Annotated in this window: 13 protein-coding genes; 10 read left to right on the forward strand and 3 right to left on the reverse strand. The window is 60.9% G+C overall.

The genetic code is table 11. The features are described 5' to 3' along the window. The first annotated feature begins 106 nt into the window (after nucleotides 1-106). Nucleotides 107-223, forward strand: a complete 117-nt coding sequence (ccoM, locus tag MOQ67_RS08115; RefSeq protein ID WP_017844812.1) for a cytochrome c oxidase subunit CcoM — start codon at nucleotides 107-109, stop codon at nucleotides 221-223. A 136-nt stretch (nucleotides 224-359) separates the two neighbouring features. Here ccoM and MOQ67_RS08120 read toward each other — a convergent pair whose 3' ends face one another. The 3 genes from MOQ67_RS08120 to MOQ67_RS08130 form a co-directional block, all read right to left on the reverse strand. Then, complete coding sequence (locus MOQ67_RS08120; protein WP_026139890.1) at nucleotides 360-1,565, reverse strand: ISL3 family transposase; 1,206 nt, start codon at nucleotides 1,563-1,565, stop codon at nucleotides 360-362. Between the two features lie 150 nt (nucleotides 1,566-1,715). Then, entirely contained in the window at nucleotides 1,716-3,191 is a 1,476-nt protein-coding gene (locus tag MOQ67_RS08125; RefSeq protein WP_017844813.1) for an inorganic phosphate transporter, read from the reverse strand. Nucleotides 3,192-3,524: 333 nt separating this feature from the next. Next, entirely contained in the window at nucleotides 3,525-3,725 is a 201-nt protein-coding gene (locus MOQ67_RS08130; protein WP_003189295.1) for a hypothetical protein, read from the reverse strand. Nucleotides 3,726-4,266: 541 nt separating this feature from the next. On the opposite strand from MOQ67_RS08130, the gene pcaR reads away from it, so the two are divergent. The 9 genes from pcaR to MOQ67_RS08175 all read left to right on the forward strand — a co-directional run bounded on the left by pcaR (nucleotide 4,267) and on the right by MOQ67_RS08175 (nucleotide 13,752). Continuing rightward, nucleotides 4,267-5,109, forward strand: coding sequence for a pca regulon transcriptional regulator PcaR (pcaR, locus tag MOQ67_RS08135; RefSeq protein ID WP_017844814.1), 843 nt, complete (start codon nucleotides 4,267-4,269; stop codon nucleotides 5,107-5,109). Nucleotides 5,110-5,253: 144 nt separating this feature from the next. Beyond that, nucleotides 5,254-6,594, forward strand: coding sequence for an MFS transporter (locus tag MOQ67_RS08140; RefSeq protein ID WP_102617391.1), 1,341 nt, complete (start codon nucleotides 5,254-5,256; stop codon nucleotides 6,592-6,594). Between the two features lie 171 nt (nucleotides 6,595-6,765). Next, nucleotides 6,766-7,623 (forward strand): CoA transferase subunit A, encoded by an 858-nt coding sequence (locus MOQ67_RS08145; protein WP_017844816.1) that lies wholly within the window; start codon nucleotides 6,766-6,768, stop codon nucleotides 7,621-7,623. Beyond that, on the forward strand, nucleotides 7,623-8,402 hold the full coding sequence (locus tag MOQ67_RS08150) for a CoA-transferase subunit beta (protein ID WP_017844817.1): 780 nt from the start codon (nucleotides 7,623-7,625) through the stop codon (nucleotides 8,400-8,402). Before MOQ67_RS08145 ends, MOQ67_RS08150 begins: the two co-directional genes overlap by 1 nt. Then, a complete protein-coding gene (pcaF, locus tag MOQ67_RS08155) occupies nucleotides 8,399-9,604 on the forward strand; it encodes a 3-oxoadipyl-CoA thiolase (protein ID WP_269816429.1) in 1,206 nt (401 codons plus the stop codon). The genes MOQ67_RS08150 and pcaF overlap by 4 nt, the downstream gene beginning before the upstream one ends. Nucleotides 9,605-9,621: 17 nt before the next feature. Continuing rightward, nucleotides 9,622-10,326 (forward strand): protocatechuate 3,4-dioxygenase subunit beta, encoded by a 705-nt coding sequence (gene pcaH, locus MOQ67_RS08160; protein ID WP_017844819.1) that lies wholly within the window; start codon nucleotides 9,622-9,624, stop codon nucleotides 10,324-10,326. Nucleotide 10,327: 1 nt separating this feature from the next. Further along, on the forward strand, nucleotides 10,328-10,894 hold the full coding sequence (gene pcaG, locus MOQ67_RS08165) for a protocatechuate 3,4-dioxygenase subunit alpha (protein ID WP_102617393.1): 567 nt from the start codon (nucleotides 10,328-10,330) through the stop codon (nucleotides 10,892-10,894). Nucleotides 10,895-11,081: 187 nt separating this feature from the next. Then, nucleotides 11,082-12,377, forward strand: coding sequence for an MFS family transporter (locus MOQ67_RS08170; RefSeq protein ID WP_198717351.1), 1,296 nt, complete (start codon nucleotides 11,082-11,084; stop codon nucleotides 12,375-12,377). 10 nt (nucleotides 12,378-12,387) lie between these two features. Further along, nucleotides 12,388-13,752 (forward strand): 3-carboxy-cis,cis-muconate cycloisomerase, encoded by a 1,365-nt coding sequence (locus MOQ67_RS08175; protein ID WP_102617394.1) that lies wholly within the window; start codon nucleotides 12,388-12,390, stop codon nucleotides 13,750-13,752. Nucleotides 13,753-13,759 lie beyond the last annotated feature (7 nt).

The following is a 13,759-nucleotide window of genomic DNA, read 5'->3' on the forward strand; positions in this document are numbered from 1 at the left end:
CTTCTTTACGCCCCGTCGTGGGCGACATTGATCCTCGTCAATTTCCCATCCCGCCTTCTCCTTTAACTTAGCCCTATCGCAACAAGGCAACAGCAGGAGGCCAGTCATGTTTTTCGATAATGTGGTATTTGCCGGAGTGCTGACAGTTGGCCTCATGGTGCTGTTCTTCGTAGGGTTTGGATTTTTTATCTGGAGAGACGCGAACAAGCGTAAAAAACCATAGGTTTTTCCAGGTTACATGAGCACGCAAGGCATTTTGGGCGACTTCGGTCGCCCTTTTTTTTGCCCGCGATTTAATCAACACCGCTCTCACTTCTGAACGGCGTTCGGCTTGAGATCGACCGCATAAAAAAGGTTCTTCACGGATTGCCGGGAAAGACGCTCTTGATCTTCATGAAAAAGAATTCGCTGTCCCGGTAACCGTACGCCATTCGTTTGATGACCTTTATTCGATTGTTTATTCCTTCCAACTGACCGGTGTGCATTGGCCAGCGTACCCGGCTCACGATGCCCCGCCAGTAGCCTTTTAGTCGCTTTGCGAACTGGATCAGTGCGGGTATTTCGCTTTCTTGAGCATGACGCAGCCACTGCTTCCAGGCTGATCTCCAGTCCCAGGCATCGCTCGGCGCCCAGAGCATTTTGAGCTCGGCCTTCATCAAGTAGACCGTCATTAACGATTGGTTAGCGGCCAGCAGATCCTGTAAATGAACCTGCTGTTCCGGCTTTTTCAGGTTCTCCGGGTTACGCAATAGCAACCATCGCGCTTGCTTTATGATCTTTCGAGCGGGCTTGTCATGGCGCAATCGGTTCGCCTCGTCAACGCGAACACGATCAATCACTTCTCGGCCATATTTGGCGACCACATGGAAAAGGTCATAAATCACCCGTGCTTTTGGGCAGTGTTGGCGAACCTCCAGGTCATAAGCCGTGTTCATGTCCATCGCTACCGCTTCAATTCGGGCGCACCCTTCTGGCCCCAGCTCTTCGAAAAACGGTCTGACTGCCGCTCGGCTACGGCCTTCGCCGATCCAAAGCACTCGCCGAGTATCAGCGTCCAACACCACGCTGGCGTAGCGATGACCTTTGAATAACGCGAACTCGTCCATTATCAAGCGCCGTGGTTGGGCCTTGGGTAAGGCACTCAACGCCGCTTGCAGAGCGCGCCGCTCCAGCAACCGAACGGTGTCCCAGTGCAGCCCGAACATTTGCGCAACATGCAGTGTAGGAAGGCGTTCGCAGGCTTGAATAACGGCCTCTGCCAGCCGGCGCGTCATGCGGGCATAGCGATCCAGCCAACTGACGACCTCCATGCGCTTGCCACAATCACGGCAACTAACACGCCTGAGCTGCACGTTGAGGCGGACTGCACGACCGAGAATCGGCAAGTCACGCACGACTCGATCGCAGTACTCATGAGTTGTTGAACAGAGCTTTTGGCAGCCACCACAGGTGGGAAATCGCGTGGCCTGGGGGATCAGATCGATTTGAAGGGCATCGCCGTCAGGTTTGATCGCAACGACAGAAAAGCCCTCCCAAAAAGGAAGGAAAGTATTAATATTGCGCATAAGAACGCCGGTTTTTTAGATGTGTTTGCTCGCACGAACATCATCCATCAAATCGGCGTTCTTGTTTCTGTGTTTCCCGGGATTCCGTGAAGAACCATAAAAAAAGGTGCGACCCTCGCGGATCGCACCTTTGTCATGGCCAGCGGGCTATCAGCTGCCCAGCGCCTTGGACGCCATCCAGAACAACCCGGCCGACAGGCCTACGGTCGCCGGCAGGGTCAATACCCAGGCCATCAGGATGGTCTTCACCGTGCCGCCTTGCAGGCCGCTCTTGTTGGCGACCATGGTGCCGGCAACACCGGACGACAGCACGTGCGTTGTCGACACCGGCAGGCTGAAGATGTTGGCCAGAGCGATCATGCTGGCGGTGGTGATTTGCGCTGACATGCCTTGGGCATAAGTCATGCCCTGCTTGCCGATCTTCTCGCCGATGGTCAGTACCACGCGCTTCCAGCCGACCATGGTGCCCAGGCCCAGGGCGAGTGCGACCGCGATAATCACCCAGAACGGTGCGTATTCGGTGGTGGCGGTCAGGTCTTTGCGCAGCTTGTCGAGGTCGGATTTCTCACGGGCGTCCAGGCCTGGCAGCTTGCCGACTTTCTTCGCGGTGTCGTCCAGGCACAGCAGGTAGCGGCGTACCTCAATGCGCTGGTCGGACGTCAACGAATGGTAGTCGGAAACACCTTTCAAGGTGTCGAGCAGCGCGTTGATGGTCGGTTCAGTCTGCTGTGGGTTGCAGCGGAACTTGCCCGGCAGGTCGTCCTTCACGCTTTTGCCCAGAGCCAGGAATTCGCCCAGGGTTACTTGATTGCGCTGGTAGAACTGGTTCAGGTGCAGGGTGGCGTCGCGGGTACGCTCGATCTGGTAAGTGGTGCTGCCCAGGTCGAGAACGAACTGCGCCGGCACGATACCGATCAGCACCAGCATGATCAGGCCGATACCTTTTTGCCCATCGTTGGAGCCGTGGACGAAACTCACGGCCATGGCGGAAATCACCAGAACCAAGCGGTTCCAGAACGGCGGGCGCTTCTTCTCGTCGACCTTGCGGCGCTCGTCCGGAGTTTTATGCATCTTGGACAGCGGACGCCACCACTTCAGGCTGATCAGCAACAGGGCTGCGACCAGAAAGCCGGCCATGGGCGAGAACACCAGGGACGCACCGATATCGATCGCCTTCTGCCAGTTCACCCCGTCAGCCAGGGGAATGTCGTTGATCAGCGCATTCGCGAGGCCGACACCCAGGATCGAGCCGATCAGGGTGTGGGAACTGGAGGCGGGAATACCGAAGTACCAGGTGCCCAGGTTCCAGGTGATCGCCGCCGCCAATAAAGAGAAGACCATCGCCAGACCATGGCCGGTGTTCACATTGATCAGCAATTCCACCGGCAGCAAATGCACGATGGCGTAGGCGACACCGACACCGCCGAGCAATACGCCGAGGAAGTTGAACAACCCGGAGAAGAACACGGCCAGATGCGGCGGCATGGCTTTGGTATAGATGACTGTGGCCACCGCGTTAGCGGTGTCATGAAAGCCATTGATGAACTCGAAGGCGAGGACAAAGGCCAGGGCGAGCAGCAGGCTCACGAGAACCCAAGCATCCAGTCCGCTGAATAAATCGATCATGAAGGTTTTCTGACCCGGTCGTAAGGGGGCGCGATTATGCCAGAAAACCTCGGTAATCGATGCACTAGCTGCTCATCGGTAACAATCTTCATTGAAAAAAAGCCGGGCGGCAGCGCGCATCCCAGGGTTTTCGGGGGCTCGGCAAGTCTTTGATTTACAAAGCGCGGCGTCGTAGAGGTGGGTTTTTGTCACCTAAACGTCATCTCTGAAACATTTGTACGAAATTTCGTTGGTCGCAGCAGGACGCTGAATAATTGACCCACGAGCGAGGTGCCCTCCGCCGGCGGTGAGCCGGCGGAGACAGCAGAACCCGTTGGACTCAAACCTTGATGCTTATGGCTCTTCGGTTTTGAGTTCCTGTTCAATCTTTTGGATCTCCTGGGCAAAGGCCTGATCGAGCAGACTCGCTCGTTTGCGCCATGGCTTGCGCTCTGGTTCAGGCTGAGCGGCGTAGGTGGTGACTTCCCCGCCGTATACGTCCTTGTAACGTTGCTCCTGGCGCTCAAGTTCCGCGCGCAGTTCATCTTTCGTCACAGTGTTACCTAATTTGAGTTGAGTTTAATTAACGTGCAGTGCTACACCCGAACATTGCCCTCGGCATGTTTTAAGTTGAGCAGGTGAACCCTTCAACTTTAGACGAATTGCCAGCGGTGACTTCCTTGAACCGGTATTTATAAACGGCAGCATAATCAACATACGATGCCGGGCGAGCTCCCATCCCGATATGGATATCGGGCTGACCTCTGCACAGGTTGCATTATAGCGGCGCATTTTAATAACACTATCATCATAAAGTTAAAAAGCGTCAACGTTGTGTGAGGCTTTTGTTACATGCACGCGTCAGTCTTGGTTGGGAAGTGGCCGGAATAAATGCCGGCGTAAGCCCAATGCTGTCATGCAATCCGGTTTTTATGATCGCGCCGGCAAAATTGCGATAATCGCATGATCGTCCGATAATCGCCCAACGTTGCTGGCTCAACCTTGTGTCTCCCGGTCGGGGCGGCTTTCAATAGCGAGCAACCTTCGCGGTTGCCGATAAGCGCCAGCGGTTGAAAATAATAAAGAGGACCTTGAAATGAACGATCAATTGCGCAACTCCTTCGCGTCAGCGGCGCCGCCGATCGTGGCTTCACCGGCCAAACGCATCCAGGCATTCACCGGTGATCCGGACTTCATGACCTCCCTGGCCCGTGGCCTGGCCGTGGTGCAGGCGTTCCAGGAACGCAAGCGTCACTTGACCATCGCCCAAATCAGCCACCGTACCGAAATCCCCCGCGCCGCCGTGCGCCGTTGCCTGCACACCTTGATCAAGCTCGGCTACGCCACCACTGACGGGCGCACCTATTCGCTGTTGCCCAAGGTGCTGACCCTCGGGCATGCCTATCTGTCCTCGACGCCGTTGGCGGTCTCCGCTCAACCGTACCTGGACCGCATGAGCGAGCAGCTTCACGAAGCCTGCAACATGGCCACCCTGGAAGGTGACGACATCCTCTACATCGCCCGGTCGGCCACCACACAGCGCCTGATTTCCGTGGACCTTTCGGTAGGCGGGCGCTTGCCGGCGTACTGCACTTCCATGGGCCGCATCCTGCTGGCGGCGCTGGACGATGCGTCGCTGCAGGACTACCTCGACCACGCCGACCTGCAAACCAAGACCAGCCGCACCCTTACCACGCCCGAAGCCTTGTTCGAGTGTCTGCAACACGTGCGCCAGCAGGGCTGGTGCATCGTCGATCAGGAATTGGAACAAGGCCTGCGCTCCATCGCAGTGCCGGTGTATGACGCGTCCGGCCAGGTGCTGGCGGCGCTCAACGTGAGTACCCATGCCGGTCGTGTCAGCCGCAGCGAACTGGAGCAGCGCTTCCTGCCGAGCATGCTCAGCGCCAGCCGTGAGTTGAGTGCGCAACTGTTTGCCTAAGCTGTTCGGTGACCGCACAGATCCCGGTTCGATCAATTGACGTTGTTTCCCCTGGGTTATTACTGTGCGGCAGCGCTCTGAGCGCCGCCCAATAATAATGACGACCCTAGGTCGTTGGCCCGCCATCGGTGTGGAATAACAATAATGAATCAACCTTCTGTCGCTACCACCCTGGACGTGCAGTCCTTCATCAACGCCCAGCCACTGTCACGCTATCAGTGGCGTGTGGTGATCCTGTGTTTCCTGATTGTCTTTCTCGATGGCCTCGACACCGCCGCCATGGGCTTCATCGCGCCCGCGCTGTCCCAGGACTGGGGCATTGACCGCGCCAGCCTCGGCCCGGTGATGAGCGCCGCGCTGATCGGCATGGTATTCGGCGCCCTGGGTTCCGGCCCGCTGGCGGACCGTTTCGGGCGCAAAGTGGTATTGGTGAGTGCGGTGCTGGTGTTTGGCGCCTTCAGCCTGGCCTCGGCCTACAGCAGCAACGTCGATCAGTTGCTGGTGTTGCGCTTCCTCACCGGGCTGGGGTTGGGCGCCGGTATGCCGAATGCCACCACGCTGCTGTCCGAATACACCCCCGAACGCCATAAATCGCTGCTGGTGACCAGCATGTTCTGCGGTTTCAACCTGGGCATGGCCGGTGGCGGGTTTATCTCGGCCAAATTGATCCCGGCATTCGGTTGGCACAGCTTGCTGCTCATCGGCGGTATTTTGCCGTTGATCCTCGCGGTGGTGTTGTGGGGATGGCTGCCGGAATCGGCGCGCTACCTGGTGGTGCGCAACCGCGGCACCGACAAGGTGCGCAAAGCCTTGTCACCCATCGAGCCCGGCATCGTCGCCCAAGCCAGCGGTTTCAGCGTGCCCGAGCAAAAAACCGTGAAGGCGCGCAACGTATTCGCGGTGATCTTCTCCGGCACCTACAGCGCCGGCACCTTGTTGCTCTGGCTCACCTACTTCATGGGCCTGGTGATTGTGTACCTGCTGACCAGTTGGCTGCCCACGCTGATGCGCGACAGTGGCGCGAGCATGGAACAGGCCGCGTTCATCGGTGCGCTATTCCAGTTTGGTGGCGTGTTGAGTGCGGTCGGGGTGGGCTGGGCGATGGACCGGTTCAACCCGCACAAGGTCATCGGCACGTTCTACCTGCTGGCCGGGGTATTTGCCTACGCGGTAGGGCAGAGCCTGGGCAATATCACCGTGTTGGCGACCTTGGTGCTGGTCGCCGGGATGTGCGTCAACGGTGCGCAATCGGCGATGCCGTCCCTGGCCGCACGCTTCTACCCGACCCAGGGCCGCGCCACCGGCGTGTCATGGATGCTCGGTATCGGCCGCTTCGGCGCGATCCTCGGCGCGTGGATGGGCGCCACCTTGCTGGGCCTGGGCTGGAACTTCGAGCAGGTGCTCACCGCGCTGGTGATCCCCGCCGCATTGGCCACGGCCGCCGTGGTGATCAAAGGCATGGTCAGCCATGCCGACGCCACCTGAAGACACGCGCAATTCCTGTGGGCGCAAGAAAGATTAGCTAGACAACAATTGGTTCGATAATCGAACACTGTGTCGATTATCGGATTGTTTGGCTTTTTGCCCCGGCTTAACCTTCAAGTACTTCGGCGCCACCTTCGCGCCTTTTTCGATCCACACCGGGAGCCCGAACCCATGGCTGAAATTCTTGCGCTGCGTGACGCGGTGAAGCGATTCGTGAACGACGGCGATACTGTCGCACTGGAAGGCTTTACCCACCTGATCCCTACGGCAGCGGGTCATGAAATCATTCGTCAGGGCAAGAAAGACCTGACGCTGGTACGTATGACGCCTGACCTGATCTACGACCAGTTGATCGGCGCCGGCTGCGCCCGCAAGTTGATTTTTTCCTGGGGCGGCAACCCTGGCGTGGGTTCCCTGCATCGCCTGCGTGATGCGGTCGAGAAACACTGGCCGCAACCCCTGGAGATTGAGGAACACAGCCACGCCGACCTGGCCAATGCCTACGTCGCCGGTGCTTCCGGCCTGCCGTTCGCGGTGTTGCGTGCCTATGCCGGTTCCGATCTGCCCAAAGTCAACCCGCTGATCAAGACAGTCACCTGCCCATTCACCGGCGAAGTGCTGGCGGCGGTGCCGTCGGTACGTCCAGACGTCAGCGTGATCCACGCGCAAAAGGCCGACCGCAAGGGCAATGTGCTGCTCTGGGGCATTCTTGGCGTGCAGAAGGAAGCGGCGCTGGCCGCCAAGCGTTGCATCGTCACCGTCGAAGAAATCGTCGACGACCTCAACGCGCCGATGAACAGCTGCGTGCTGCCGACCTGGGCGCTGACGGCGGTGTGCCATGTGCCTGGTGGCGCGCACCCGTCCTATGCCCATGGCTATAACCAACGCGATAACCGTTTCTACCAGGCCTGGGACCCGATCGCTCGCGACCGTGGGACGTTTACCGCCTGGATCGACGAATACATCCACGGCACTGCCGATTTCAGTGAATTCCAGGCCAAGCTGGCCGCCGCGCAGGAGGCCAAGTAATGGCTTACTCGACCAATGAAATGATGACCGTCGCCGCTGCACGCCGTCTGAAGAATGATTCGGTGTGTTTTGTCGGCATCGGCCTGCCGTCCAAGGCGGCCAACCTGGCGCGCCTGACGTCCTCGCCGGATGTGGTGCTGATCTACGAGTCCGGCCCGATTGGCGCCAAGCCCAGCGTATTGCCGCTGTCCATTGGTGACGGCGAGTTGGCCGAGACTGCCGACACTGTCGTCCCCACCGGTGAGATCTTTCGCTACTGGCTGCAGGGCGGGCGCATCGACGTCGGTTTTCTCGGCGCGGCCCAGGTCGACCGTTTCGGCAATATCAACACCACCGTGGTCGGCGATTATCACCAGCCCAAAGTGCGCCTGCCGGGTGCCGGTGGCGCGCCGGAGATTGCCGGCTCGGCCAAGAGCGTGCTGATCATTCTCAAGCAGTCGGCGCGTTCGTTTGTCGACAAGCTGGACTTCATCACCTCCGTCGGCCACGGCGAGGGCGGCGATTCACGCAAGCGCCTGGGCCTGCCCGGCGCCGGTCCTGTCGGGATTATTACCGACCTGTGCATCATGGAGCCGGAAGAGGGCAGCCATGAGTTCGTGGTCACCGCGCTGCACCCCGGCGTGACCCGTGAGCAAGTGGTCGCGGCCACCGGCTGGGCGATCCGCTTTGCCGATCAGGTCAGCACCACCGCGGAACCGACGGCAGTCGAACTGACCGCCCTGCGTGATCTCGAAGCCCGCACAGCGGCCGCCCACGGCCAAGCACCCGGAGAAGCCTGATGCGCGACGTATTTATCTGCGATGCGATTCGTACCCCCATCGGCCGTTTCGGCGGTGGCCTGTCCACGGTGCGTGCCGACGACCTGGCGGCACTGCCGATCAAGGCGCTGATCGAACGCAACCCTAGCGTGGATTGGCACGCCGTCGATGAAGTGTTCCTCGGCTGCGCCAACCAGGCCGGTGAAGACAACCGCAACGTCGCGCGTATGGCGCTGTTGCTGGCGGGCCTGCCTTCGAGCATTCCCGGCGTGACCCTCAACCGTTTGTGCGCTTCGGGCATGGACGCGATCGGCACCGCCTTTCGTGCGATTGCCAGCGGTGAAATGGAATTGGCGATTGCCGGCGGCGTCGAGTCGATGTCCCGCGCGCCGTTCGTGATGGGCAAGGCTGACACGGCGTTTTCGCGCAACATGAAGCTCGAAGACACCACCATCGGCTGGCGCTTCATCAACCCGCTGATGAAGGCCCAGTACGGCGTGGATGCGATGCCGCAGACCGCCGATAACGTCGCCGACGACTACCATGTGTCCCGCGCCGACCAGGACGCCTTCGCCCTGCGCAGCCAGCAACGCACCGCCGCCGCCCAGGCCGCCGGGTTCTTCGCCGAAGAAATCGTGCCGGTGCGGGTCGCCCATAAAAAAGGCGAAACCGTGGTGGAACACGATGAGCATCCACGGGCCGACACCACCCTGGAAACCCTGGCCCGGCTCAAACCGGTCAATGGCCCGGACAAGACCGTCACCGCCGGCAATGCGTCGGGTGTGAACGACGGGGCGGCGGCGCTGATTCTTGCGTCTGCCGAGGCCGTAAAAAAACATGGCCTGACCGCCCGTGCCCGAGTGCTGGGCATGGCCAGCGCCGGTGTCGCGCCACGGGTGATGGGCATCGGCCCGGTGCCGGCGGTTCGCAAGCTGGTGGAACGCCTGGGCCTGGCCGTCACCGATTTTGATGTGATCGAACTCAACGAGGCCTTCGCCAGCCAGGGCCTGGCGGTGTTGCGTGAATTGGGCATCGCCGACGATGCGCCCCAGGTCAACCCGAACGGCGGCGCCATCGCCCTCGGCCATCCTCTGGGCATGAGCGGTGCGCGACTGGTGCTGACGGCCCTGCATCAACTTGAAAAAAACGGCGGCCGCAAAGGTCTGGCGACCATGTGTGTCGGGGTGGGCCAGGGCCTGGCGCTGGCGATTGAACGCATCTAATAAGAGAGGACCGCTCCATGAGTGACAAGCCCGGTTACCGGCGCCCGCAAGCGGGCACTCAACCTGATTACCTGCACCCGGCCTACCAGTCGACGAACCTGCGTTCGCCGTCTCAGCCGTTGGTGTTCCTGCCCCATTCCCTGTCGGAAATCACCGGCCCGACCATCGGCGCCGAGCGCATCAATGAGAAGGACAACGACCTGACTGCGCAGCACGACGGCGAGCCGCAGGGCGAGCGCATCATCGTTCACGGGCGCGTGCTCGATGAAAACGGTCTGCCGGTACCGGGCATCCTCGTGGAGATCTGGCAGGCCAACGCGGCCGGCCGCTACAACCACGCGCGCGATCTGCACGACGCGCCGCTCGACCCGAACTTCACCGGCACCGGGCGTACCGTCACCGACGCCGAGGGCTGGTACCAGTTCCAGACCATCAAGCCCGGCGCCTACCCGTGGGGCAACCACCACAATGCGTGGCGCCCGGCGCATATCCATTTTTCGCTGTTCGGCCCGAGCGTGCTGACGCGCCTGGTCACGCAGATGTATTTCCCCGGAGACCCGCTGCTCGAGTACGACCCGATCTACAACTGCGTACCGGACACCTCGGCCAAGCAACGCCTGATCGCCACGTTCGACCTGGAAAAAACCATTCCTTCCTATGCCCTCGGCTACCGCTGGGACATCGTCCTGCGCGGCCGCGACGCCACGCCGATGGAGAAATGAGATGAGCCTTTACGCGACCACGTCCCACACCGTCGGGCCGTATTACCACATCGGCCTGACCTGGCTGAACCGCGAAGCCCTGGCCAACGCCGCGACCCTTGGCGAACGCGTGGCGATCAGCGGGCAAGTGGTGGATGGCAACGGTGATGTCGTCAACGATGCCATGCTGGAAGTCTGGCAGGCCAATGCCGCCGGCAAGTACGACCACCCGGAGGACGACCAGGACAAAGCGCTGGACCCGAACTTCGAAGGCTTCGGCCGGGTGCCGGTGGATGCTGAAGGGCGCTTCCGCTTTACCACCGTCAAGCCGGGCAGCGTGCCGGGGCTGGCGGGCACGACCCAGGCGCCGCACCTGGTGGTGCTGGTATTTGCCCGTGGCCTGGTGAAACACTTGCTCACGCGGATTTATTTTGACGGTGAGGCGCTGAATGCGGATGACCCGTTGCTCGCGCGCGTGCCCACAGAGCGGCGCAGTACCTTGATTGCCAAGCCGGATGCGGACGGTGTGCATCAGTGGAATGTGGTGTTGCAGGGGACAGATAAGGAAACGGTGTTCTTTGATTACTGAGTTGGCTTGAGAACCTATCGGGGGCAAGCCCCCTCCCACACTTGAATGTATTCACACATCAAAGGTGGGAGGGGGCTTGCCCCCGATGAGGCCATTTCAGGCAACACCTATGTAAATGTCTACAAGCGGAACATGGTTGTTGCAAAGTGTGTCTAGGCTATAACCGTTCCCACTGAGTGAAAAAAACATGACAACAACAACCAGTCACTACACCGGAGAAGAACGCAGCAAACGGATTTTTGCGATTGTCGGGGCATCCTCCGGCAACCTCGTCGAATGGTTCGACTTCTACGTCTACGCCTTCTGCGCCATTTACTTCGCCCCGGCGTTTTTCCCCTCGGACGACCCCACGGTGCAACTGCTCAACACCGCCGGGGTGTTCGCCGCCGGGTTCTTGATGCGGCCCATCGGCGGCTGGCTGTTTGGCCGGGTGGCCGATAAGCACGGGCGCAAAAACTCGATGATGATCTCGGTGCTGATGATGTGCGCCGGTTCCCTGGTCATCGCCTTCCTGCCCACCTACAAAGACATAGGCGCCTGGGCCCCGGCGTTACTGCTGGTGGCGCGGCTGTTCCAGGGCTTGTCGGTGGGCGGCGAATACGGCACCACCGCGACCTACATGAGTGAAGTGGCGCTCAAGGGCCAGCGTGGGTTCTTCGCCTCCTTCCAGTACGTGACCCTGATCGGCGGGCAACTGCTGGCGGTGTCGGTGGTGGTGGTCCTGCAACAGATCCTCAGCGAAGACGAATTGCGCGCCTGGGGCTGGCGGATTCCGTTCGTGATCGGCGCCATCGCGGCGGTGATCTCCCTGCTGCTGCGTCGTAGCCTGAAAGAAACCACCAGCAAGGAAATGCGCGAAGACAAGGACGCCGGCAGCATCGCCGCGCTGTTCCGTGACCATAAAGCGGCCTTTATCACCGTGCTCGGCTATACCGCCGGTGGCTCGCTGATTTTCTACACGTTCACCACCTACATGCAGAAGTACCTGGTGAACACCGCCGGAATGCACGCCAAGACCGCCAGCTACATCATGACCGGCGCGCTGTTCCTTTATATGTGCATGCAGCCGCTGTTCGGCATGCTGGCCGACAAGATCGGTCGCCGTAATTCGATGCTGTGGTTCGGCGCGCTGGGCACCTTGTTTACGGTGCCGATCCTGCTCAGCCTGAAAACCGTCAGCAGTCCGTTCCTGGCGTTTGTGCTGATCACGCTGGCGTTGGCCATTGTCAGTTTCTACACCTCCATCAGCGGCCTGGTCAAAGCGGAAATGTTCCCGTCCCAGGTGCGCGCCCTGGGTGTGGGCCTGGCTTATGCGGTGGCCAACGCAATCTTCGGCGGCTCGGCGGAATACGTGGCCTTGGGTTTGAAATCCTTGGGCATGGAGAACACCTTTTATTGGTACGTCACCGGCATGATGGCGGTGGCTTTCCTGTTCAGCCTGCGCCTGCCGAAACAGGCGGCGTACCTGCATCACGATTTATAAAGGAGGCGGTATGACGCTGCGCACGAGCAACCAACTGTTCGACGCTTACTTCAGCGCTGAGAGCATGGCCGAGGTGTTCTGCGACCAGGGGCGCCTGCAGGGCATGCTGGATTTCGAAGCCGCACTGGCACGGGCCGAGGCCCAGGTCGGGTTGATCCCGCAGGCGGCCGTCGCGCCGATTGCCCAGGCGTGCCTGGCGTCGCTGTATGACGTCGATGCCCTCGGTGTGGCGATTGCCTCGGCGGGCAATTCGGCGATTCCGCTGGTGAAGGCACTGGGCAAGTGGGTGGCCGGTGAAGACCCGAGTGCCGAACGCTATGTGCATTTGGGCGCGACCAGCCAGGATGTGATGGACACCGGCCTGGTCCTGCAACTGCGGCGCGCGCTGGCGTTGATCGAAGCCGACCTGGCTCGCCTCGGCGATATTCTGGCAGCCCAGGCCCAGCGGTATGCGGCTGTACCGTTGGCCGGGCGGACGTGGTTGCAGCATGCCACGCCGGTCACCCTGGGCATGAAAATCGCCGGTTGGTTGGGCGCGGTGACCCGCAGCCGCCAGCGCTTGATCGAGCTGAAACCGCGCTTGCTGGTGCTGCAATTCGGCGGCGCTTCCGGCACGCTGGCCGCGCTTGGCGAACAGGCAATGCCCGTTGCCCAAGCGTTGGCGGCGCAGTTGCAACTGACCTTGCCCGAGCAACCCTGGCATACCCAGCGTGATCGCCTGGTGGAGTTCGCCGCCGTCCTCGGGTTGATCGCCGGCAGCCTTGGCAAGCTGGGCCGCGATATCAGCCTGCTGATGCAGACCGAGGCGGCGGAAGTATTCGAGCCGGCGGCGCCCGGCAAAGGCGGCTCGTCGACCATGCCGCACAAACGCAACCCGGTGGGCGCCGCCGTGCTGATCAGCGCCGCGACCCGCGTGCCCGGCCTGGTGGCGACGCTGTTCAGCGCCATGCCCCAGGAACACGAACGCAGCCTGGGCCTGTGGCATGCCGAATGGGAAACCCTGCCGGAGATTTGCCGCTTGGTCTCTGGCGCATTGCAACAGGCGCTGCTGGTGAGCGCAGGGCTGGAAGTCGACCCCGAGCGCATGGCGCGCAACCTCGACCTGACCCAGGGCCTGGTGCTGGCCGAAGCCGTCAGCATCGTGCTCGCGCAACGCCTGGGCCGCGACACCGCGCACCACCTGCTGGAGCAGTGCTGCAAACGCGCGGTGGCCGAACAACGCCATCTGCGCGCCGTCCTCGCCGATGAGCCGCTCATTACCGCCGAGTTGTCGGCGACAGACCTGGACCGCCTGCTCGACCCGGCGCACTACCTGGGCCAGGCCCAAACCTGGGTCAGCCGCGCTGTAACCGAACACTTTGCACTGACTGCCTGAGGAGATT

This window comes from Pseudomonas sp. LY-1 (assembly GCF_053502595.1).